Below are 23,750 nucleotides of genomic sequence, written 5' to 3' on the forward strand. Positions count from 1 at the left end.
GAGCCTCCTCGGCGCTAAGCGCCTGTGGGGTCTCACCTGTCCCGCTGCTCCCGCAGTAGTCTCGCGCCTTCCGCTCCAATCAACTTCTTTATCATCGGTTTACTTTTTATAAAACCTGTTAAAAAACAACAATCTTTTAGAAAAGAGCCTTTTTTGAAACAATCGAATGATTGCCCCATTTCACTTTACTATTTAATTAAGCGTATTTTATGCCGGCAGCCTTCACGTTGTTTATATCAGCTGAACTACAGGGCGTTACTGCATATGTCATTTCACATTTTGGACAGTTCATAATAACCGTTTTTAATACAAAGGTTTCCCCACACTCACACGTAATTTCATGTTCTACTGTTGGTACAAAATTTTCTTTTTCCTTGCTTTTCACATGATCAACAATTGCTTTTCCATCCGTAAAGTTTCCACAACCACAACTCATTTGTAACCCTCCATGTATGTCTCTTTGGTATCTTCTTTATTGATAATATAAAAATATCATAGAGACAATTAAACCCATATATCAAAAGTCACACTCTCGATATTTACTGTATGGAATTTGAGTTGGGTGTTTTCACTTTCAAATGTAGGAAAAGTGGAAAAAGAACCCTCACCTTATTTCTGGTACTTACCTAATTTTGCAGATAGTGAGCCTACTTGCCTTTCAGGTCTTTTGGATTTTAAATCGGATGCCCAGGAAACTCTTGATTGATAATGCTGTGTATACTCTTTTTTGACTAAATTCTGCAGACGATCTCTATTTTTCTCTAACGATTCTTCAAGTGATAGCAGGCGTCGAGACGGGAAGGATAATCCTGAGAGAATAGTGGTAATAGTAGGATCTGATTCAGAAATATAGGTCCCTTCAAATAATTGCAAAGGTTCTCCTATTCTTTCAAAGACCGATGGGACATTAATAAGTTTCGAAATATTCTCTGGTCCTTCATAAATGAGACCCGCTCGGATGACCCCTTGTGATTCAACTGGACAGAAAATAGAATTAGCCCAAGATAGTTGAATTTTAGAAGATACATCTGAGGTTGTTTTAGCGTCAGTAATAGGCGTCGAAGAGATAATGGTTACTCCCCTTGTCCCTAGGATATTCATTAGATCTGTCTCATCAAAGTTTCCAAATAAAGAACTCTTTTGCGTTACTCTTAGGACATGGTTAATTGCTTCCATCACTTGACGATTTGTAGAAAGGTAGATCTGTTGTTTGCTTGATTGTGGATTTATTTTGCGCATTTGGTCATTATCTACTAGGAACACAGAAGATATCGCTTCTATTTTCGAAAGCTCTTCGATACACTCTGCAGTATTGATTCGGTTCCCAGCCAAAACGTTTCGTTCTGGTACAATTGCAATGGCCCCTATCTTAATGCCTGGAAACTGATCCGTTAATAAATCAATTAACGGAGGGCTCATCCCCGAACCTGTACCACCATCAGTTGAGAATGCCACCAATAATAAATTTATATTTTTAAAGGATTTGTTTACAAAATCAACTATCTCTTTATAATGATCAGAAATAGCTGTTAATCCTAATGAGCGATCTTGGCCAGCACCGCTATAACCGGGGACAAAATACCTCTTTACTACCTTTGTATTCACTATGCCATCACGTTGATTTGTATTGATAAGGGCGGTTTGAAAGCCCAACACTGATGCTATTTCAGCTATGTTACCACCTGCTTGACCTACCCCTAAGATTCCGATTGATTTCACCAGATTCCCTCCCTATCTTGCTTAAATAATACTCGGGTTTAAGTATTAGAATGGTAAACATACGTATTCAAATCATTTTTATTCATGAAAAAGCCAGATTATTACTATGAAAAACGTTTGAAGTTTCCCCTTACTGGATGGAGGCTCCAAAATACCCTATTTCTGAAAGCTTTGATAAAATAATAAGGACATTAATCCCCACAAATAAATTAAAAGGGGTGTACGAGGTTGGATATCAAACATTTACAGTATTTTATTGAAGTATCAAAGTTCAATAGTTTCTCCCTTGCTGCGGACCACCTGTTTATCACTCAGCCAACAATTAGTAAAATGATTAAAAACCTTGAGACGGAGACAGGAGTGGTTCTGTTCGACCGATCCCGAAAGGAATTAGTCCTAACCGATGCAGGAAGGACCATTTTGGAGCAAGCTAAATTAATAGACAAAGCCTTTAAGAATTTAAAAACGGAAATTGATAACCTTACAGGGCTAAAAAAAGGCCACATTCGGATTGGATTGCCGCCAATATTTAATGCCCACGATTTCCTTAGAATTGTTGGAATGTTTCACGAACAATATCCTGGGATCACTTTTCAATTTGAAGAATCTGGTTCGAAGAAAATAGAAGAAGATGTAGGGAATAATCTACTTGACGCAGGTGTCATCGTTCTTCCTACAAAAAAGGAGACTTTTGAGCATTTTGCTTTTATGGAAGAAGATCTAAAGCTTATTCTTCACCTCTCACACCCTCTTGCCGAAAAAGAGGTAGTTAATTTAGTTGATTTAAAAAATGAATCTTTAATATTGTTTAATAAAGATTTTGTTCTTAACGACCGCATTATTCATTCCTGTAATTCTGTTGGCTTTAATCCGCATATTATTTCAGAAAGTGCACGTCTCTCCTTTATAGAAGAAATGGTTGCAAATAAATTCGGTGTTTCTCTTTTACCAGAAAGTGTTTGCAACAATCTAGGTGAAAATGTGGTGTCAGTCAAGGTGAAAAATCCATCCATCAGTTGGAGCCTAGCTATTATCTGGGGGAAAAATCACTATTTGTCTTATGTAACAAAAGAATGGCTCCAGTTCACGATAGAACAGCTAAAAATTGGTCATTAAGACACTAAATGATTATTTTAATTATCTGGTATTTTCTATTACTTCTTTTATTTGTTCAATATGGCGTTGTTCATGCAAATATAGTAATTCAATCCATTGATCTAAGGGAAGATCCCCAAAGATGGGGTGTTTTGCAGATTTTCCTGCTAATTTGGACTCGTCTTTCACAGTACTAAGTACATCCAAAAATTCATTTCTCGAGTCATTTAACAAATGAATGACTTGCTGAAGCTCCATTGTCTCTGAATTTGGTTTAACTATTTCAGGTGCTACTATCTTTTTTGTTCTATCCTTTATATGGTTAATGTTTTTACGTTCCGTTTTATTACTATCATTTCTTTTTAGTCCAAGTTCAATTACTTTTGCAAATATTTTTTCTGTTAAAACTAAGTGATGACAGACTTGGGCTACACTCCACCTATTACTCCCATACCTTTTATTAAATTCATCATTATTTAATAATTTAATTTCATGAATCAGTCTATTTCTCGTTTCGACCAGTTTGTCATTATATAATTCACTCATGAAATACCTCCCTCAAATAGAATAATCCGTAAAAATCACACTATTTTGTATTAATATAAGTTATGTCTTAGGAAGATGGAAAATTCTTAGCAGAACTTTGCAAATAATCCATAAGGGGAAGCTTTGATTTTTTGCAACCAATTCTTCAACGACAATTGTCATTCAATCCATTCATTCTACATAAAAAAGGTAAAGTGAATTTTCCAAATATTCTATATTCAAATAATGTGAGTAAGTGTTTTCCATTTTTTAGCTTAATTCTTCCCTCCCATAATTTGTGAATTTCCTATCATTACTCAATAATAATATCTAATGAAATTATAGGGATTGGGAACTAATTTGGGCTAAGCCGGAACTCTTTTTCTATGAAAATTCCACAATTTGTCTATGAATAAAGTCCTGTTCGAATGAAATATTCAGATGGTTACGGTTACATAGATAAAAGCTATGCAATCGATAAAATATAACCATTTTACATGATCAACAATGCGAGGTACACTTATTTTCAGACAAATTTATTATTTCAAAAATATAAAATTTTGCGAAAATAAATATTTGGGTGATAATAACTAGACAACTGAGCTAAGTTTATTTTCACAAAAACTTAGAAAATAAGGGAGGAAAATTTGTGGTTACTTTTTGTAGTATCAATGAGTTAGAGGCCGCCAATGACGCCCTTAAGGATTTAAAAAAGGACAATGAAAGCCTTTATCAAAAACTTTTGGAAGTGGTTTATCTTACACGGGCACTAAATTTTAAATTTCACTACATGGGTGCTTTAATTATGGATGAGGATGCAGACCAATATACTCCAAATTCGGTGCATGAATCTGTGCTTCGTTTGTATAAGAAAGAGTTGCGATCATTAAAACGCAGCAGTGATTTCCCAGCGTTAAAACAAATTTTTTCTAAGTTCAAGCATACAGGTTACACTAATATTAGCTGTTTAATACTAGGTTTGAACCCGATAAAATTAGTAGGGGCTTCCTACTCAAAGTAAACTATGTTCATGAGCATAGACAAAAGAAACTCCTTTGGTTTAATTTTTTAACCAAAGGAGTTTCTTTTTTTAAAAATTACTATTGAAAAATCCGGTCTATTTGTTGAATTTCTTCTTTTGATAAATGAACAGCTAAAGTTTTAAGATTATGTAGGACTTGTTCGGCTTTTTTTGCTCCTGGTATGACGACATCAATGGATTCGCGTGTTAAATACCATGCTAGGACAACGTGGGCCACTTCTGCATCCCTTGCTTTAGCTATATCTCTAATTTGGTCTACTTTTCGAATCGTTTGTTCATAGATTTCTTTTTGAAAGAATTTCCCACGCTTTTCAGCCAAATTGGTGTTTAAGTCATATTTACCTGTTAATAATCCGGAGGCTAACGGAAAATATGGCACAAATGAAATACCTTTTTCAATTACATAAGGGAACAATTCCTTCTCAGCATCTCTGTTTAATAAGTTATACTCGCCCTGATAAACATCGACGTAGCCATCTTTATTCGCTTCTATTAACTGATCAATGGAAAAATTAGATACACCGATTGCACGAATCTTCCCTTCATCTTTTAATTGCTTTAATGCCCCCACCGCTTCATCCTTTGGCGTATCTTGATCAGGAAAATGGATGTAGAATAAATCAATATAGTCCGTTTGCAGCCGTTTCAAACCCTCTTCCACTGATTGTTTTAAGAAAGCTGGCGAATTATCAATTAAAACATCATTCCCAACCATTTTATGAGCAGCTTTAGTGGCGATGACAATATCTGAACGATTCCCTGTTTCTTTTACAACTTCACCAATGATTTCTTCTGAACGCTTTGGACCATAGATGAACGCTGTATCTAAAAAATTAACCCCGTGAGCCAACCCTGTCCTAACTAAATCACGTCCTGCTTTTTCATCAAGGTTTGGAAATAAGTTGTGACCTCCAACAGCATTGGTTCCTAAACCAATCGGATTGACCATTAAATCGGTTTTACCTAAACGCATTAGTTTTTCCATTTTAGTATTCATCTCCCATTAAAAAAATCCTTGCACATATTTTAACAATTGTATCCTCCTATGCCCATTTTTGTATATCAATACACAGCTCACGAAAAGCATCTGCTTCGTGATTCATTCCCATTTCTCGGTAGATTTTAGATAACCATTGTAGTGGTTTTGTATTGGTTGGTTTTAATTCCATTTCCCAGCTAAAACATTCAATCGCTTTTTCGAACTGTCCAAATTCCACATACAGTTCTCCCAGCGTTTGCATTTGGTCAAGATCTTCATTAAGTCTTTTCATGGTGTCGATTTTTTCAAATATTTTAAGGCACTGATGGTTTTTCATAAACGGATTAAGCCATTCCTTAATGTAATCTAACTCATGTGTTTTCAGTAATGAAATGACGTATTTATTAAGAAGAATTTCAGCCTTTTCTGGGAAAAAGTCTATATACGATTTCAATAAGTCCTTTAGCACCTCTGGTTGAAACGATTGTCCTTCTGAATCTACACAATCTAAGATATCTCCAAGTGCTTGGACCTGAGAGCTATTTAGTTGAAAGTGATAGGAATTCATCATGTTCAGTACTTTTTCAATTTTAAAGTTTTTTACATATTTCTCAAATAATTCTTTTTGTAAAGGAAGGAATGATGGTAAGTCGTTGGATAATTTTTCTAGGATTTGCACCGTTTCATTTTCGCTTAGATGCTTCTCCAGTTGGTCTAGTAGGAGTTGATAATAATCAATTGAAGGGGTTTGCGATAATTTGTAAATCAATAAAGAACTCAAATCGATCCAGCGGGATTCTTTTTCCATAAGTGCTACAAGTTGTTGAAAACATTCTTCGTTATCTTTCTGGGCATACAGTGTTTTTTCAGCAAAAATGAGATCTTTTGCAAACAGTTTTTCAGATTTTTGATTGTATAAATCTGCATATTTATTGAACATTGAGTCATTAGCAAGCTGTTTGACCAAACTATGTTTTGGGGCAAAATCCATTAAAATGCGGATAATTCGATATCCTAAAAACATCTGTCCATTCCGACGATATTCAAAAAACACAGAATTAATCTGCTCAAACAATTGCTTTTTTGGAAAAAACGATTCAAAGAAGGTAAGAATAAAGGATTTTTCTTGCGGAGTGTACAGCCTATCAAGTTTTTTTATTAGTGGCTGGAAACTGATTATTTTTAACGGGGCGTTAGATGAAAGTAATCCATTTATAAACGGATGGGGAGCATTAAAAACCATACCTTTTTTAAAAGAGTCCTCGATATATGATTTACGACGGAGTCTTATTGCTTTTACCGCAGTAAGGAACTGATATTTATAAAAAATTAGATAATAAACCTCATTGTTTTCTGTAAATGCTTCGATTATTTCACCCTGTAAATAGAATGAAATTTTCTCTGCTTTTAATAAAATTGGCTTTTGATGATCATACAGTAAGAATTGGTCTTCATTCATACCGTATACCCCCTCTCATTTCTACAACTATAACATAATATACCAAAAATCTTGTTATAAATAAATGACTAATGATTTGTTGATAATTTCTGTAGATTGAGTTGTGCATCTTTTCAAAGGAGCGAAAATCGCTCCTTTTCTAAAAGATTGCTCTGTATAACTGTTTTAAGTACGATCTTCTCATAATGAAAAAGTAGACAAGATGAAAAATTAAAAAACTAACTAGGACAAATTCAAAGTTTTGAGTAAGGGATATATTCCCGACCGCTCGCCCAACTAATTGCTGCAACGCCACAAAGGCAACACTGCTATGAATGACAGCAACAATAAATGGAAGAAAGAACAGAACGCCCATTTCACGTGTTACGACCCGATTTAATTCCTTCTTACTTAAACCAAGCTTTGATAACATTCGGTATTTCTCCTGATCCTTTTCTAAATCAGTAAATAATCGAAAATAGAGAAAACTTGATGCGAAAACGAAGAATACAATCCCAACCAGGACAGTCAAAATTGAAAAAATTCCGTTAAACTGCTTTAAATATTGCCACTGTATAGGTAAAAAAGAAACAAAATAATCTGGATGTTCCGCTTTAGAGTCTATATTAGCACTTAGTTTTTCAGCTAGATCATGAGTTCCTTTCCAATCTTTAATGAGAAACCCATAACGATGATGTTCTGTTAAGTCTTGGTTATTTTTATCATTAGAAACCTTAAGCATCTCAGTATACAAAGAATCAGCAATAACGAAACAAGGCATATAATTGGCAAAGTACCTGTTCGAGATGACCTTTCGAATTTGTACTTTATTTAGCCCTTGTTTCAGTTGTACTGCCTCCCCCTTTTTTGGTCCTCCAGCAGAACTTAATCCCTGGATGACAATTGCTTCATTTTCATTTTCTAACAACGATGGTTTGTAACCCAGCTTCTTTGCATAGTTGTTGTACTCTGACAATTTCATCACGTTCTGGTTAAGTACTTGGTAAGAGGTAGAAATGAGCGTATATGGAATCTTTTCCTTTTCAAGCTCTTTCTTAATTTCTATAAGGTGCTTTTGTTCAAGATCATTTTTTACGGTTGAATCGTATTTTATTGCATAGGTAAGGTCTAGTTGATGCAACAATACCTCCCCAACCGCTGATGAAGTGCCAATCGCTGTAAACGCAACGGCCGAAATAACCGCGACTAAAAAGAATGTAATGGCATTGTCCTTTATTCGATACACAAGTTCCGAGATGGAAAGGATATTTGTTTTCTTGAAAAACAGACGATCTCTTTGTTTCATTGCTTTTAAAAAATAAACACTTAATTGGGTAAATAAAAAGTAAGTCCCTAAGACAACTAAGCCCACCACAACAGCCATATAACTAAACATTTCGGTAGAAGACATTTTGTTCAAAGCCAAAGCAAAGTAAAATACTACAAGGTATCCAGCCATAATGAGGATTACCGCAAACACCGCTAACCAAATCGATGCCCGCGGTGCCGGTTTTGGCTTTTCTTCTGACTTAATCAAATCCACGAGTTTCGATACCCTCACCGTTTTAGAGGTAAAGAACGATATCAATACAAACAAAAGCATAAAACTGATTCCTGTTGTGGTGATCGCCTTGGCTGGGAAGTAAAATGGTAATCCTTTTTCTAAGGTTAGTACCGATGCGCTAATTAGTAAAATCAATTTTGAAAAAATCAAGCCAACTCCGATGCCTACAACTGTCGCTAGCGCTCCAATGATAATATTTTCATAAAATACAAGGCGAGTGAATTGCCTTGGAGACAAGCCAAGGATCATAAGGATCCCAAATTCCTTCTTTCTTTTTTTCAAAAATGAACTGACAGAATATAAGATAAAGAAGATCGAAAAAATGTAGATAATGTACTGTGAAACTTGGAATCCACCTTTACCCAACGTGTTCATCGTTGCGTTAACCTCAGTAATATTCCCCTCTAATGCTGGGTGATAAGCGATCAATCCGAAGGTGAAAAAAATAATTACCGCGAAGGTACTGCTAAGGAAATGCCCTATGTAGACACGTTTGTTTCTTGCAACATTGTTAAATGCGAACTGTCGAAAAGTCATGGGTATCCCCTCCCAGCAGCGATAGGACATTGATGATTTTTTGATAAAACACTTGTCGGTTATCCCCGTTATAAATCTCGTTATAGAGTTCCCCGTCCTTAATAAAGATGACACGGCTACAGTAGCTTGCAGCCATAGGATCATGGGTAACAAGCATCATCGTTGTTTCCTCTTTGTTAAGCTTTTTTAACAGTTCCATTACATCCCGTGCAGACTTTGAATCTAAATTCCCAGTCGGTTCATCGGCTAGTAATAGCTGCGGACGGTGGATCGTTGCCCGAGCAATCGCAGTCCGCTGCGCTTGCCCTCCGGATATTTCATATGTTCGTTTATTAAGGATCTCAGTGATTCCTAACTTGATAGCAATGTCATCAAGCTTTCGGTTCATTTCGGCCAGGTTTGTGCCATCCAAAGTTAATGGTAATAGGATGTTTTCTTTAACGGTAAGCGTTGGTAATAGATTAAATGACTGAAATACAAATCCTAATTGCTGTCTCCGAAATGCTGCGAGTTGTTCTGGCTTTAATGTATGTGGGTTCTCTCCATTAATTAGAACTTGTCCCGATGTTGGTGTATCAATTGTTGAAATGACATTTAGCAACGTCGTTTTTCCGCTTCCTGATGGCCCCATGATCCCGACAAATTCACCTTTTTTTATTGTGAGATTGATTCCACCTAATGCTGTATATGAAACCTTGCCATTGTAAATTTTCGTTAGTTTTTGAACCTTAAGAATCTCCATTGTTCTCTTCCCCTTTAATGTTTACCATTTCTACGCCCAGTCTACCCAAATTCAAGGTAATCACCTATCGATTAACCTTTCAGTTTTCTTACATCGTTGTAAGATATTTCTTTTTAAGCGTCTTTTGATTGATTTTTTGCTGGGAGAAAGATTTGTTCCCCTTTTTCATAAAAATAAAGCAATTGATGCGTAAAATGAAATCTTGTAGTCAACCAACTTACAGTTAAAGCAGCCAAAATTCCAAGCAGGGCTCCAGTAAGGACGTCAAACGGATAATGAACACCAACACCAATCCGAGAAATGGCAGTACAAAGCGCAAGTACCAACCAAAGGGTACCTGTTTTTTTTCGTACCAGCCATATCGAAAAACACATCGAAAATAACAAAATCGTATGGTCACTTGGAAATGAGTTGTCTATGCTCTTTTCGATTAATTGATTGACATTTGCTAGTTCTGCAAAAGGCTGTTTGTTTGAATATAAGCCCCCTGCGAGCTTCCCAACTACTTCAGCAAGAAGGAATGAAAAAGATGCATTTAAATCATTAAGCGATTTTCTTTACCACGAGTAAACCAGTAGTAAAAAATTACGATAGATAAAATATACACCGTGTACTCAGCAAAAAATTCAAAAATAGGATTAAACAATGGATGTTGTTTTCCTAAATCATTAATGGTACGAAACCAAGATATATTCACTTCTGACAATTTCATTTGTTCATTCTCCTCATTATTTTTCTAATAAGGTGACTATATCGCGACTTTGGAAAAGCTCCTATCGATTTTTCTTTCATGAAGGTGACAGCATCGAAAGGTTTGGAGAAAGTGGCTGATGTTTGAGGTGAATTTCCAATATAAGTCAATTTACCGATATATTTGTTTTTTTAATTTTTTGCCGATATATTTGATTTTTTGCTGATATATTTGGTTTTTTGCCGATATATTTGATTTCTTACTGATATATTGTTTTTCACTAAGAATTTCTACCAACACAAAAATACATGTGGAGATGTCACATGCATTTTGCCTAGCTTTATCTTGTTTTTTGTAGTGAATTCAATGAACATCATTCATTCGGGCGAAAATAATCCGAACGGTCGTCCCCTTTCCTACCTCAGACTCGATCGTAATTTCATGATTTAGTTTTTCCAGTACTTCTTTCACTAAAAATAAACCCATTCCTGTTGATTCCTTAAAAATTCGGCCATTTTCCCCGGTGAAAAATGGTTGAAATACGCGGGGTAAATCGGTATCTGGAATTCCTACACCCCGATCCTTTATTTCAAGATAAACTGCATTATTTTTCGCAAAAGAAGTAATGGTTATCTTCTGTCGAGTTCCCGCAGAATATTTAATTGCATTGGTTAATAATTGATCCAGCACAAATCGGAGCCATTTGGCATCCGTTCTAATTTTTAAAGTACGGTCTACTTTCAATTCTGGATACACATAGTTTCGGATAAAAAATTGTTTGTTTTCAGTTATTACCTTATCAATGACATCGAACAGAGTCATCTCTTCCACATAAAAGTCTTCAGTAAATGTATCTAATCGGGAGGTATACAGGGCCATTTCTAAACCTTTTCGCAACCTGAGCGTTTCTTCTGCAATGCTTTCAAAACGTGGATCATCTTCACCTTGGATAATTAACTCGATCACAGATAGTGGCGTCTTCATTTGATGAACCCATTGATTCATAAAGATAATCCGATCTTGTTGCTTCACCTCCCATTTCGCCAATTGGTCTTGATATTGACGGTACTGGTTAACGATAAAATTATCCATTGCTTCTGCAAGCGGGGTATGGCCGGTTATGGTAATCGATTCCTCTAAATTTTTAGGAGGTTTTGTTAGCTTGTCATAGAAAGAGGACTGGCTTACAAAACGATAAACAAGATAGGCAATAAGTACACAAGCCCCTAGGAAAACAGCGTAACCAATAATCATGATATTTTTAAAACCGCTAAACCAGAAAACTAAGATAACCAGCGCGATTTGGAGCAGTGAGAAGGTGATCAGTGGGAAGTGTTGACGGAAAAATAACCTCATACAGCTCCCTTTTTCCATGTTTGGCTTAAGCGATAACCTGCGCCCCGAACAGTTTCAATCGCATCTTCAATTCCAAGTTCAGCTAATTTTTTTCTCAGCCTTGTCATATTCACACTGACAGTATTGTCATCGACATAAACCTGGTCGTCCCATAATTTTTCTAATATTTTATTACGGCTCATTATCCTTGGGTAACTATTCAAAAACATCTCCAAAAGATCCGCTTCTTTTTTTGTTAAAATGGAGGTTCTTCCCTCTAAGGTTATTTCCAATCGTTCAGGATATAGAATAAGTCCTTCCAGCTCAACTGTACGCTCAGCAAATTTTGGTGCGTACTCCCCATATACACGGCGTAAATGACTGCGAATCTTTGCCATCACCACTTCATAATGAAAAGGTTTTGATATGTAATCATCCCCACCATTTTCTAATGCCATAACTTGGTCCATATCCCCGCTTCGGGCTGAGATGAAAATAATCGGGCAGGTTGACACGGTTCGAATTTGTCGGCACCAGTAATAACCGTCAAAAGTAGGCAGATTAATATCTAATAAAACCAGATGCGGTTGAAATTGCTGAAATTGATTAAGCACTTGGTCAAATTCATTTACAATTTTACCTTGATAACCGTACCTTTCAAGATACGTATGAATTAGTTCAGCAATCTTGGCATCATCTTCGACTATCAAGATCTTTTTCACTAAAAACCCCTCCAACAATCATACAGTCTTCTTTTTTATATGGCTCTGTCAATCTAGAATGTTGATTTCCAGTCGCTTCGTTTTCCGCGGGGCGGGCGGTGAGCCTCCTCGTCGCTAAAGCTCCTGCGGGGTCTCACCTGTCCCGCTGCTCCCGCAGGAGTCTCGCGCCTTCCACTGCAATCAACATTGTGCAAAAAATCAACATTGAGCTTTAACACAGCCTTTTATATAAACGATCTTATCAAAGAAAAACAATCTGAACAAAGAAAAATTTAGCACCTTTTGAATTGGACAAGATCCTAATAAATATAAGCGGAGAAATTCTAAAAATATAGCAAATAAATACCAAATACCTTCATTTATAAGGGTTGCCCTCATTGGTAAAACATGGCGTTCGGTTTCAGCTCATAATACATTTTGAAAAAGGATATCTTATTTTTAGGAGGTGCATATATGAAGGACAGAACGATATTGAACTTAATGACTATAGCTGGGGTTGGCGGCAGCATATTTTTTTTATTACGAAGAAAAGGGGATTTAAAGGACTGGTTTCTAATTTATTTGTTAAAAACTTTAGTTTCTACAATAATTGATGGACCAGTAATAAGGACAAAATATTTGCAATATCCACATCGCTACTTCCCTAAATTATTTGATTCCAACATTGTGTTTTTATATATATTGTTCCCTTTATCATGTGTTATATATAATCAATTAACTGATAAGATGAGGCCATTAAAAACATTTTTGAGTGTTTTCCTTTTTAGCGGTCCGTTGACACTTTTTGAAAATTGGCTTGAAAAAAATACGGATTTAGTCAAATATCATAAGGGCTGGAATAGCTATATTACATTTGGTGTTTATTCGTTTACTTTTTTGCTTGTTAAAGGATGCATTGAGGGAATTCGTTTTTTAGATACAAAAATTCACAATCCTTCAATTGCTTCAGAATAAAAAGAACTTGCAATAATGCTTCTTCGAAGGATGCGGCATAATCTCTTACCTCATAATCATCGTGCAAACAATATCTAAAATACAAGAAGAACATAGAGAGACAACCTCTATAAATGTGAGTGATTGTCTCTTTTTTAGGCTTAATTTCATTTTGGTAGAGATGTTACTTTATATTAAAATTCCTCTGCTTCTTTCCCAAATCAGTTTCTTAATTTTAGTTGCTGATCCTCAATCACAAAGGTACAATCTGCAACACGATTAATAAACCTACGGTCATGCGAAACGAGGATAACGGTACCCTCATAAGCTTTTAAAAAGCGTTCTAATGCTTCAATACATAAAACATCCAAAAAATTAGTTGGTTCATCTAAAAGTAGTACATTGTATCTTCCCAAAAACAATTGACACAACACTAAACGAATCGCTTCACCACCACTTAAATTACAAACATTCTTTTTCAAATCATTTCCTGTAAAGTTCATTTCATAAAGGACTTCATGTATTTTGCTTTCAGGGTGGTCACTTCTCTCCTTCATAAATGTCATTACAGTTTCATTTTTATTAAATTGGTATCCCAATTGTTCATATGATCCTAATACAACCTTGGGAGAAATAATCATCCCCTCTCCTTTGTTTATAATATGGCGAAGGAGGGTTGTTTTCCCTGAGCCATTATTTCCCGTGATAGCGATGGTCCTACCTAATGGGAATTGGAAACTCGCTTCGTTGAGAAGGGTTTTGTCCCCTACCTTTAACGTTATTCGATCAGCCATTATTGGGAATTTATTGTGGAGCTGCAAGGCTATTGGTTGATGAAAATGAAGTGTTTTTTGCTCCTCTGGCGCCTTCACTTCAACGAGTTGTTCAACGCGTTGTTCAATCGCTTTTGCTGCACGTTGAACCGCTTTTTGGCTTGTATCCTTTGATTTGGTCATAAACATCTTATTTGCTTTTGCTTTCGTTTCCTTTTTATTGATATGGCCATTCGCCTGGGTTATTTTGTCAGCCTTTTTCATTTTCTCCTCTGCAGCTTTCATAAGTCGGCTTTTTTCTTTAACATACTTTTCATGCTGTTCTTGTTGTTGCTTTTGCTGAAGCTCTTTTTGGGCAACGTAATCTGAATAGTTCCCTGGATATTCCGTTACAGTTCCGTTCTCTATTTCCCAAATTTTCGTGACTAGTTTATCTAATACATAACGATCATGACTTACAAGGACAAGTGCACCAGGATAATAAGACAATTTCTCAATCAAGAATTGGATACCAGCTTCGTCCAAATGAGTGGTCGGCTCGTCAATTAATAAACCTTCATGATAGGTGGAGAATAATTCAGCTAGTTTCATCCGTGTTTGTTCCCCTCCACTGAAGTTTTCAATTTCTGTTTGAGGGATAGCAAGCTTTCCTAACAACTCATAATCCACATCTTTTTCAACAGGTGTCTTTAATTGATCAAAATAGGCAAAATCCACAAAACGGTTTACATGACCCTTATCCGGTAAAATTTGACCATTCATTAGCTTTAATAGCGTACTTTTTCCAACCCCGTTTTTGCCAACAAACCCAATTCGATCAAACTGATATACTGACAGCCGCTGGATATATAAAATTAATTTATCTAAAAATGACAGTTCAATATTTTCTAACTCGATATATACCTTTTCCATTCTTCTCAACCTCCAGTTAGTCATGGTCTTTTTCTCACGAAAAAAACCACAGGCTATCTGCCTGTGATTTGAGAGTAACGGGAATAAAATCCTTGGTGTTATACCAATAAGTCCTCACTAAATAACTCCTTTCACGGAGAAAAGGACATAAATAAAGAAAAATTGAATGATCTGCCTTTCTACATTTATATATTTTAAATGCGAAATGAAGATGATTAAAAAAGGACAGACTAATCCCGTGTACTCTGTATACACAAACAGAGCCTTTGAACGTATTAAATTACGAGTTCAAAGTTTGGAATCGAAGTCTCATAAAATGGGTCATTTTTTAATAATCCTCCCAAATTTAATGCTTACAACATAATTATAGATTTTCTTTTAGAAGTAGTCAAAGAGAAACTGAACTTCTTTTCATCCACTCTGCCAGACTACAATTCAAGTGTATCACTCTTCTGTTTTATTATAATATTTCTACTATTACCCTTGAAACAGTAACGGAATTCTGTTATTATTACTTTCAATTAAATATTTTCTTACTTCAATACCTTTTGAAGTGAGGATAGAGGCGCAAAGACCAATAGTACACAATCTTAGGATGATGAGATCCAGTGACGATTGTAGAAAGGGGAATTTGCCGAAGTGAAAAGAACCTCATTGTTCTTAAAACTGGGTCTGCTATTGAATAAATGCAGAACTGTCATATAGGAAACTATATGGAGGGCTATCTCACGCATGGGAACGATATTTTTATTTATGTTTCTAATGCAGCAGCGAACCCTCGTTGCTGTTTTTTTGCGTTGATTTTTGAATAGTCTTGTCCCTCTATAATTTTAAAAAAATTATGTAAAGGATGAGGAAAAATGAATTTTGGGCAGGTATTAACCGCAATGGTTACACCGTTTGATCAAAATGATGAGATTGATTTTAATGCGACAAGAATCCTAGTTAATCATTTAATTGCTAATGGTACTGATGGAATAGTTGTTGCAGGTACAACTGGGGAATCTCCTACTTTAACTACAGAAGAGAAAGTAGCATTATTTAAATTTGTTGTCGATGTTGTCGGTGGCAGAGTTCCCGTTATCGCAGGAACAGGCTCCAATAATACGAGAGCTTCAATAAACTTAACAAGACAGGCTGGGGAAACTGGTGTAGATGGGATTATGCTCGTAACTCCTTACTATAACAAGCCTTCTCAAGAAGGAATGTTTCAACATTTTAAAACAATTGCCGAATCAACTTCGTTACCCGTTGTGCTTTATAATATCCCTGGACGAAGTGTGGTTAACCTGTCAGTTGAAACCGTTGTTCGTCTTTCTAAGATTAATAATATTGTCGCTATTAAAGAAGCAAGTGGCAGCTTAGATGTGATGGCAGACATCATTAACAAGACCTCTAGTGATTTTACCGTCTATAGTGGTGATGATGGTTTAGCGTTACCGCTATTAGCGATTGGCGGTACGGGAGTCATTTCTGTTGCATCTCATATTATTGGGAATGAAATGCAAGAAATGATGAATAGCTTTAAGTTGGGTCATGTCGAGGAAGCGGCAATAGCTCATCGCAGACTTCTCCCAATTATGAAAGCACTATTTGCAGCACCAAACCCTACTCCGGTTAAAGCAGCGTTAAATATGAAAGGGATCCATGTTGGTGGTGTTCGATTACCATTGGTTCCTTTGAGCGATGAAGAAACACGTGCATTGCAAAGTGTGCTTGAACTTAGTAAGGTAGAAGTATTTAATTAATCAGTTTTCATAGCTGGATTTATTTTATTGAGTTAATTTACTAAATGATCAGCAATTCTATTCAAACTAAAAAAAATGTAAAAAAGCTTGGATCAATCTCCAAGCTTTTTGACATTTTCCACTTTATTTCCAAGCATCCGTTAGCTTCCAGTGATACAAAGAAAGCGAATAATTAACAGCTATACTAATGCTCGGATTCTCCCCAGTTGATACCACCCTAAACTATAGTTGCTATCCAGTTGTATGGACTATATCTACATCAACAATATCAATCCCTAGTTCATGTGAGCTAGTTGCGACAACACTTTTGGGAAGTGCCAATTCCATCATTGTTTTTTCTACATACTCCCGCTCATATGTGAACTATTAACATTCTGGTTAGTTATCAGTGGATTTATTCAGCAATCGGAGAACTCGCATGAAAAGGATTCTTTCAATATCATATTTGCTATTACATCAACATTACGTTTCATTTCGTTGGAACGTAATGTATTGTTTTGCCACAAAGCCCAGATAATAGGAAGTCGCCATTTACCTACAATTAAGTTCAAAACATACTTTAATGGGCAATTATTCATATTTTTGTTTCCAGTTTCTTCACTATTATCGAAACACTCCTTTAATCAGTTTTTACTGACTTAGTATTAAATTACTGCAGACTTGTTTTAATTTAATTATGTATTAAAATTATATCGTGGTTAACCGGGTATTAGTAACATTAGCAAGGCTTTAAGTACTAACACAAGTAGGATTCCTAGTAGGTGTTGGAAATTTGTGAATAGAATGATTAATAATAGGAGGGAAAAAATGAATTTTAAATATGAAATTATACCTGATGGAAAAATTGAATACTGTAGAGATTTATGCAATGAACTCATGGCCTTTCAAAAATCGAAATCATACATAAAACCGGAATTGTTTGACAACATGAATTTTGACACACGGATGATTCCTTCAATAAAAAGTGCAATATACAATTATACTGTAGTAGTTAAAGATGATGATAAAATAGTAGGTTATGTATATTCAAATATCTCTCCCAAAGAAACATATTCAAATGAATTTGCCACTTTTTTTGAGCTTTCTTCTGTTAGTAGAAATAATGTAGGGTGTTTATCCCAATTTTATATTAAAAAAGAGTTCAGACAATATGGGATTGGATCAATACTTTTCAACATGTCAATGAAGTGGTTGAAGCAATTTGATGATGTCGAAGATTATTTTATCTTTGTTTCAAATGGCAATAATAACGCCTTGGAATTCTATAGACGTAAAGGATTTTCTGTTAGTCATGATATATTGGATGGTTTTATAACCGTTTTACGAAACAATAAACAGTTTGAATTAGAAGAGACTGCATAGATTATATCTTTTTATGTCATTAATAGTCTCCTGTGTGCCGCAACTTTTTCATTACACTGATTGAGATAACCCTTTGAAACCACGGTGGCGCAATTATATTCAAAAGCATAATTTGTTAATCTTTTATAAAAAAAGGAAAAGGCAACGCCCAGAGGGTTAACGGGTTCTACGGGTTCTCTTGGTGGGAAGTTTTGTAATAAAAACACAAACTTTCGCATTCATTTTAGAATGTATTTGACAATCAAAAAAGCAGAAAATATAGCAAAAAGAGCATCGTTTTCGATGCTCTTTTAGTATGCAAAATATCATTTAAACTGAACTATTCTCCTGCATATTCAATTTTAATCCAATTCACACTCTTATCCATTTCGTTTGTCTCAGAAGATTTCTTATAATTTACTCTTAATTTCTTGTCATTAATCCATTTGACTTTGAATTTCTTGTCTGAAACAAATGTATTTCCAGATTTGTTTGGCAGTTTCTCATCTGCATCAATGAGTGTTAATTGATATGATATTCCTGTCGTGGCACCACAATTTCGTTGGAAGATATAAGCCACCTTTTTACCATTCGGAGATATAACTTTTTGAACAATATCGTTTCCACACATATCCCCAAATAGTTTATCTAATGTATAATTTCCCACTATAAAAAGAATGATTAGGATTATTACCGTTATCAAAAGAGGTTTTATTCTTTTTAGCCATTTGTTTTTCATTGTTTTTATATCGCCCCTTGGTACCTATCTCAAATATATTATATCTTTTAATATCGAATACCTCTTCTGTTATTCCAATCGTTGTGCGGGATTCAGTCTTTTTGGTATTTGGTCGTACATATTATACCATTTATAGGTTTTTTTATTGGGAAAAGCCTATAAAATCAAGATTTAAAACACTTTTTTGATATATTTTTTGAGCAAACGGTATCCCTTACTAATGTGATTTTATAAGACTTTTTCACTAATCCCGAACCGTCCCCTTTCTTTGAAAGAGTGATAACCATATAGGTTTTACCGATGGCAACATTTTATTAACAAAAGGTTCACTTAATTAAAGCATTTCAATGAATTAAACTGTTTATGGAGATTATTAAAATTACAAACTTATTAATGCTATCCAAGTTGATATTACAGCATTTTATCATGGGAATTTTTATTTCGATGGAAAAGGTGGAGTTTGATGAGAATTTTATTTTTAACAACGTCTCATAATAGTTTGAGCAGAAGAGCTTATGATGAATTAGTTCAAATCGGCCACGAAGTTCTTGTTAATTTAGCTTTGGGGGAAAATCAAATGATTATGGCAGTAGAAAAACATCAGCCAGATTTAATCGTTGCCCCAATGTTAAAAAAAGAAATTCCTGAAGTAGTTTGGCGGAATAATGCTTGTATCATTATTCATCCTGGAATTAAAGGAGATCGCGGTCCCTCTTCCTTAGATTGGGCCATATTAAATGGTGTTGAAGAATGGGGAGTTACCTTGCTTCAGGCTAACGAAGAAATGGATGCAGGAGATATTTGGGCAGCCTGTAATTTTAAGATGAGAGATAAAAGTAAAAGCCAATTATACAGACATGAAGTGACGGAAGCAGCGATTAAAGCGTTGCTACTGACGGTAGAACGTTTTGAAAAAGGTGATTTTGTCCCTGAGCCGCTCGATTACAGCCGTAAAGATGTAAAAGGCATAATGCATACTCCTATGAAGCAGTTCCATAGAGCGATTGATTGGTCTGAAAGTACAGAGCTAGTCGCTCGGAAAATCCGTAGTGGAGACAGTCAACCAGGAGTGTTAGATGTGATTGATGGAAAAGAGTATTATTTATATGGAGTTCATGAAGAAGACAGATTAAAAGGAAAACCAGGTGAAATTATCGCTTGGCGCAATGGAGCGATTTGCCGGGCAACCGGAGATGGTGCAGTTTGGATTACTCATTTAAAAAGAAAAGGGCCTTGGAATTTCAAATTGCCCGCCACGATGGAGTTAATTGAAATATTAAATGAGATTCCTGAATCACCACTTGCTTTTAATAAAAGATATGATGGCCAAACATATCGGGAAATTTGGTATAAAGAAAAGAATAAAATAGGATATTTGCATTTTCATTTCTATAATGGCGCCATGAGTACCGAACAGTGCAACAGGCTTAGGCAAACATACCTATATGCACTTAAAAGAGATACTAAAGTGATCGTGCTTATGGGAGGTTCGGATTTTTGGTCAAATGGCATCCACCTAAATACAATTGAAGCTTCTGAGATTCCTGCTGATGAATCGTGGAATAATATAAATGCCATAAATGATTTAATTCGCGAGATTATCACTACGAGCACTCATCTAGTTATTTCAGCCATCCAGGGGAATGCCGGTGCAGGCGGAGTCATTCTTGCTCTTGCCGCAGATTTTGTCTATGCCCGCAAAGGAGTAATGTTCCATCCTCACTATAAAGGAATGGGTTTATACGGTTCAGAATATTGGACGTACTTATTGCCAAAAAGAGTTGGTAACAAAAATGCCTTTGAGCTAACAGAAAAGTGTATTTCTTTAGGAACCAACACTGCAAAACAGATCGGATTAATTGATGATGTTTTTGAAAAATGTGCACCGGAATTTTGCCAAACTATAGCTACTTTAGCTGAAAATCTAGCAAAATGTAACGATTTTCAACAACTTTTGAAAAATAAAAATCAGAAACGAATCAATGACGAGCGTATTAAACCATTACAACAATATCGATCTGAAGAATTGGCTAAAATGTGGGATAATTTTTATTCTCCCAAATCCTTCTATCATGAAGCACGCAGACAATTCGTTTATAAAATATGCCCTGAATGCAGTGAAGTGAAAGTAAATAATTTTCCAAATGATTTCTGTTATATTACAAACAATTAAATGGTTCTTTCAAGTTCTATTTATGTCGCCAATCATCACCAAAATCGTATATTGATATGCTTTCATAAAATGACCAGCACTCATTTAAAATAATTATTTAATCATTCCTCATTACAACTTTTGTTTTTCAGAAAGGATATTTTTTAAAGCATTGACATATACTTCAAAATCATTTTGCCAGAATTGAACCATTAATTGGTGTTCATCTAAAAAAGCAATGATGGTTTTGAGTGCGATTGTTGCTGCCAAATCTACCGGAAATCGATATACCCCTGTAGATATCGAAGGAAATGAAATGCTGTTTAGATTTTTATTTGCTGCCAACTGAGGAGAGTTTTGATAGCATTTACTTGTGGTTCTACCTCGTTTGCCATATTTCCTCTCCAGATTGGATCAACTGTATGAATCACATATTTAGAAGGAAGTTTATATCCGTTGGTACTAACAGCGTTACCAGTTGATAGATATTTTCCGTACTACAAAAAAATGTTTATCGCTTTCGATTTTTGTATAAGCTATACAAGATTATTGGTGGAGGTGATTTAATGTCAGAATTAGAACCTTTGAATTATGAAACGGGGACCCCTATTCGCGATTATGATATTATCGATATTACAAAAACAACAAATGGGTATGAAGCACTGCTTGATATTAACTTAGACAGTGGCTATTCATTAACAAGAACAACATTAGAAATTACGAATGAGGATTTAGCAGGCTATGAAACAAATAAAATTGAGGAAGGAATTAAATTTGCTTTAGGGTTTTTCGACAATTAACAAAATATTAAGAAATCAAAAAGGGATGAAATCATTGTGATTTCACCCCTTTTTATTGCATTAATAAGCTTTATTCATTAGGCTCTGTTAAACTTGCCTGTTGATTTCCGCTCCAGGCACTCCTTTTCCGAGCAGGACTATATCGCGAGTCTTTTGCACTTATGTAATAATTCAGAACCAGCTGCCTTGTTTATGACGCCATCAACCCCGCCACCACCTAAAAGTGAACAATTTGCATCGTTAACAATTGCATCCGTATTTTGTTTAGTTATATCACCCAAAAAAGCTCCAATATATTGCTGTTGATTTCTACCTTCATCAACTCACCTCCTGATTGATCTGGTTGAAAAACATTGCACATACCTAACATATTTCCGTCTGGGTCCCTAAAATAAGCTGGATTGTCTCTCTAAAATATGGTCAATTTGTTCTTGACGGTGTTTACTTGACCAATTAATAATTCCAGTTCCGATTACTTTCCCAGCTTTAGATTCACATATATTTTTCATTTGCCTGATTGCCCGATTTCCCCCCATCCATGGAAAAGGAAAGAATTCAGTCACAAAACACTCCACTTTCTTACCTTGTAATGTCTCAAGCTGGGATAGATAGGCCGCTAATATGGGGGAAAGAGAGAAACCTCGAACTGGAGCTCCGAAAATAATTGCATCATATCCACTAACATCTGGTATCGTTAGAAGGTTTATTTTCTGAATATCCTGTTGTCTATCATTGGCAGCGATAACTTTATCAATTGATACCGAATGTCCTGATGAGATGAGTCCCACTTTCAGTTTCTGGGCAACCGAAAAAGTGTTACCTGTTTCAGAATGGATGATTATTCCTATTTTCATCATTTTTCACCTTTCTTATTTGAATCTTATGATCAAGGCGATTTTACATTTTTTAGAATAAATTGCATTTTAACAATGATGAATAGTGTTGAATACCAATGGTGGATTGAATAAAGTTGAAGGAGTGATAAATAAGCTTTCGCTTTGCGGAAGATCTCGTTCTCATATGGTGAAGTCAAGATGTTGATATTTTTTAATACTCTATTGTCCTCCCTTCAGCTATAGTATAAATCAAAAGGGGCCCTGCGCCCCTAATATATTTGTTTAATTATTTTAATAAAAGAAACTTTTTAGTTTTTGCAAAATACATCCTTGTTAAATCTTCTTAACAAACTCAGATTTTAATTTCATCGCACCAAAACCATCAATTTTGCAATCAATGTCATGATCTCCATCAACCAAGCGGATATTTTTAACTTTTGTCCCTACTTTAAGGACTGATGAACTTCCTTTTACTTTTAAGTCTTTGATTACTGAAACAGAATCACCATCGTTTAATACATTTCCATTTGAATCTTTGACTATTTTTTTATCTTCACTGTTTGCATCTGATTCTAAAGACCACTCATGAGCACATTCTGGACAGACAAAAAGGCTTCCATCCTCGTAAGTGTATTCTGAATTACAATTTGGGCAATTTGGCAAATTTGACATTATTTCATTTCCTCCATTTGTTTGAGTAATTCTAATATAAAGGCTCTTTTCTAAAAGATTGTTGTTTTTTTAATAGGTTCTTGGAAAGAAAACCGTTGATAAAGAAGTTGATTGGAGCGGAAGGTGCGAGACTCCTGCGGGAGCAGCGGGACAGGTGAGACCCCACAGGCGCTTAAGCGCCGAGGAGGCTCACCGCCCGCCCCGCGGAAAGCGAGCATCCTGGAGCGGAAATCAACCACACTTCTCTTTTAGTAAAAAGCAACAAAGTTTACGAAAACAGCCAATATAAAAGAATCAGCTTTTCCTTTTTACAACTTTGTAACAATAGAAATTTAAGAATTGATACTTATAAAATAACATATAAATAGGTCCTTTTATAAATTCTCATAATTCGCATAATTTGTCAAAATAAACAATATTATCAATATGCACTCTACTGCCTTTCCTGCAACAAT

General features: G+C 35.4%; 21 protein-coding genes, 3 pseudogenes and 1 riboswitch. Of the genes and pseudogenes, 7 read left to right on the forward strand and 17 right to left on the reverse strand.

Annotated features, from left to right (window positions below; translation table 11 throughout):
* Positions 1–196 precede the first annotated feature (196 nt).
* Together B1NLA3E_RS12325 and B1NLA3E_RS12330 are read right to left on the reverse strand one after the other, a co-directional pair.
* A complete protein-coding gene (locus tag B1NLA3E_RS12325) occupies positions 197–436 on the reverse strand; it encodes a hypothetical protein (RefSeq protein WP_041580496.1) in 240 nt (79 codons plus the stop codon).
* 173 nt (positions 437–609) lie between these two features.
* Entirely contained in the window at positions 610–1,719 is a 1,110-nt protein-coding gene (locus B1NLA3E_RS12330; RefSeq protein WP_015594164.1) for a tubulin-like doman-containing protein, read from the reverse strand.
* Positions 1,720–1,947: 228 nt separating this feature from the next.
* Here B1NLA3E_RS12330 and B1NLA3E_RS12335 point away from each other — a divergent pair, with 228 nt between their 5' ends.
* Positions 1,948–2,835, forward strand: a complete 888-nt coding sequence (locus tag B1NLA3E_RS12335; RefSeq protein WP_015594165.1) for a LysR family transcriptional regulator — start codon at positions 1,948–1,950, stop codon at positions 2,833–2,835.
* A gap of 21 nt (positions 2,836–2,856) precedes the next feature.
* On the opposite strand, the gene B1NLA3E_RS12340 is transcribed toward B1NLA3E_RS12335, so the two are convergent.
* Complete coding sequence (locus tag B1NLA3E_RS12340; RefSeq protein WP_015594166.1) at positions 2,857–3,360, reverse strand: DinB family protein; 504 nt, start codon at positions 3,358–3,360, stop codon at positions 2,857–2,859.
* A 628-nt stretch (positions 3,361–3,988) separates the two neighbouring features.
* Between B1NLA3E_RS12340 and B1NLA3E_RS12345 the strand changes: the two genes are divergently transcribed.
* Positions 3,989–4,360 (forward strand): hypothetical protein, encoded by a 372-nt coding sequence (locus B1NLA3E_RS12345; protein ID WP_015594167.1) that lies wholly within the window; start codon positions 3,989–3,991, stop codon positions 4,358–4,360.
* 79 nt (positions 4,361–4,439) lie between these two features.
* Here the strand turns inward: B1NLA3E_RS12345 and B1NLA3E_RS12350 are convergent, their stop codons facing one another.
* The 7 genes and pseudogenes from B1NLA3E_RS12350 to B1NLA3E_RS12380 form a co-directional block, all read right to left on the reverse strand.
* A complete protein-coding gene (locus B1NLA3E_RS12350) occupies positions 4,440–5,366 on the reverse strand; it encodes an aldo/keto reductase (RefSeq protein ID WP_015594168.1) in 927 nt (308 codons plus the stop codon).
* A gap of 58 nt (positions 5,367–5,424) precedes the next feature.
* Complete coding sequence (locus B1NLA3E_RS12355) at positions 5,425–6,819, reverse strand: hypothetical protein (protein ID WP_015594169.1); 1,395 nt, start codon at positions 6,817–6,819, stop codon at positions 5,425–5,427.
* A 139-nt stretch (positions 6,820–6,958) separates the two neighbouring features.
* Positions 6,959–8,899, reverse strand: coding sequence for an FtsX-like permease family protein (locus B1NLA3E_RS12360; protein WP_015594170.1), 1,941 nt, complete (start codon positions 8,897–8,899; stop codon positions 6,959–6,961).
* Positions 8,874–9,641, reverse strand: a complete 768-nt coding sequence (locus B1NLA3E_RS12365; RefSeq protein WP_015594171.1) for an ABC transporter ATP-binding protein — start codon at positions 9,639–9,641, stop codon at positions 8,874–8,876. The genes B1NLA3E_RS12360 and B1NLA3E_RS12365 overlap by 26 nt, the downstream gene beginning before the upstream one ends.
* A gap of 113 nt (positions 9,642–9,754) precedes the next feature.
* A pseudogene (locus B1NLA3E_RS12370) lies at positions 9,755–10,353 on the reverse strand (undecaprenyl-diphosphatase).
* A 342-nt stretch (positions 10,354–10,695) separates the two neighbouring features.
* Entirely contained in the window at positions 10,696–11,688 is a 993-nt protein-coding gene (locus B1NLA3E_RS12375) for a sensor histidine kinase (protein WP_015594173.1), read from the reverse strand.
* Positions 11,685–12,389: a response regulator transcription factor gene (locus tag B1NLA3E_RS12380; RefSeq protein WP_015594174.1), complete on the reverse strand. Its 705-nt coding sequence runs from the start codon at positions 12,387–12,389 to the stop codon at positions 11,685–11,687. The genes B1NLA3E_RS12375 and B1NLA3E_RS12380 overlap by 4 nt, the downstream gene beginning before the upstream one ends.
* 453 nt (positions 12,390–12,842) lie before the next feature.
* Between B1NLA3E_RS12380 and B1NLA3E_RS12385 the strand changes: the two genes are divergently transcribed.
* Positions 12,843–13,343, forward strand: coding sequence for a CBO0543 family protein (locus B1NLA3E_RS12385; RefSeq protein ID WP_015594175.1), 501 nt, complete (start codon positions 12,843–12,845; stop codon positions 13,341–13,343).
* A gap of 200 nt (positions 13,344–13,543) precedes the next feature.
* On the opposite strand, the gene B1NLA3E_RS12390 is transcribed toward B1NLA3E_RS12385, so the two are convergent.
* Both B1NLA3E_RS12390 and B1NLA3E_RS26025 read right to left on the reverse strand, forming a co-directional pair.
* Positions 13,544–15,007, reverse strand: coding sequence for an Msr family ABC-F type ribosomal protection protein (locus B1NLA3E_RS12390; protein ID WP_015594176.1), 1,464 nt, complete (start codon positions 15,005–15,007; stop codon positions 13,544–13,546).
* Between the two features lie 280 nt (positions 15,008–15,287).
* Positions 15,288–15,332, reverse strand: coding sequence for an erythromycin resistance leader peptide (locus tag B1NLA3E_RS26025; RefSeq protein ID WP_144061585.1), 45 nt, complete (start codon positions 15,330–15,332; stop codon positions 15,288–15,290).
* Positions 15,333–15,559: 227 nt separating this feature from the next.
* Positions 15,560–15,739: riboswitch (Lysine riboswitch) on the forward strand.
* A 128-nt stretch (positions 15,740–15,867) separates the two neighbouring features.
* Between B1NLA3E_RS26025 and dapA the strand changes: the two genes are divergently transcribed.
* Positions 15,868–16,755: a 4-hydroxy-tetrahydrodipicolinate synthase gene (gene dapA, locus B1NLA3E_RS12395; protein WP_015594177.1), complete on the forward strand. Its 888-nt coding sequence runs from the start codon at positions 15,868–15,870 to the stop codon at positions 16,753–16,755.
* A gap of 807 nt (positions 16,756–17,562) precedes the next feature.
* The gene (locus B1NLA3E_RS12400; protein ID WP_015594178.1) at positions 17,563–18,117 is read left to right on the forward strand and encodes a GNAT family N-acetyltransferase; all 555 of its coding nucleotides are present in this window, start codon (positions 17,563–17,565) and stop codon (positions 18,115–18,117) included.
* A gap of 319 nt (positions 18,118–18,436) precedes the next feature.
* Here the strand turns inward: B1NLA3E_RS12400 and B1NLA3E_RS12405 are convergent, their stop codons facing one another.
* Entirely contained in the window at positions 18,437–18,835 is a 399-nt protein-coding gene (locus B1NLA3E_RS12405; RefSeq protein ID WP_015594179.1) for a DUF5412 family protein, read from the reverse strand.
* Between the two features lie 463 nt (positions 18,836–19,298).
* Between B1NLA3E_RS12405 and B1NLA3E_RS12410 the strand changes: the two genes are divergently transcribed.
* The gene (locus tag B1NLA3E_RS12410) at positions 19,299–21,008 is read left to right on the forward strand and encodes a hydrogenase maturation protein (protein WP_015594180.1); all 1,710 of its coding nucleotides are present in this window, start codon (positions 19,299–19,301) and stop codon (positions 21,006–21,008) included.
* 111 nt (positions 21,009–21,119) lie between these two features.
* Here the strand turns inward: B1NLA3E_RS12410 and B1NLA3E_RS24830 are convergent.
* A pseudogene (locus B1NLA3E_RS24830) lies at positions 21,120–21,418 on the reverse strand (macro domain-containing protein).
* A 135-nt stretch (positions 21,419–21,553) separates the two neighbouring features.
* Here B1NLA3E_RS24830 and B1NLA3E_RS12420 point away from each other — a divergent pair.
* The gene (locus B1NLA3E_RS12420) at positions 21,554–21,787 is read left to right on the forward strand and encodes a hypothetical protein (RefSeq protein WP_015594181.1); all 234 of its coding nucleotides are present in this window, start codon (positions 21,554–21,556) and stop codon (positions 21,785–21,787) included.
* A 146-nt stretch (positions 21,788–21,933) separates the two neighbouring features.
* Here the strand turns inward: B1NLA3E_RS12420 and B1NLA3E_RS23985 are convergent.
* The 3 genes and pseudogenes from B1NLA3E_RS23985 to B1NLA3E_RS12430 form a co-directional block, all read right to left on the reverse strand.
* A pseudogene (locus B1NLA3E_RS23985) lies at positions 21,934–22,106 on the reverse strand (macro domain-containing protein); the annotation flags it as partial.
* A gap of 67 nt (positions 22,107–22,173) precedes the next feature.
* Complete coding sequence (locus B1NLA3E_RS12425; protein WP_015594182.1) at positions 22,174–22,644, reverse strand: flavodoxin family protein; 471 nt, start codon at positions 22,642–22,644, stop codon at positions 22,174–22,176.
* 312 nt (positions 22,645–22,956) lie between these two features.
* A complete protein-coding gene (locus B1NLA3E_RS12430; protein WP_015594183.1) occupies positions 22,957–23,295 on the reverse strand; it encodes a zinc ribbon domain-containing protein YjdM in 339 nt (112 codons plus the stop codon).
* Positions 23,296–23,750: the final 455 nt, after the last annotated feature.

This window comes from Bacillus sp. 1NLA3E (assembly GCF_000242895.2).
Taxonomy (GTDB): domain Bacteria; phylum Bacillota; class Bacilli; order Bacillales; family Cytobacillaceae; genus Bacillus_BU.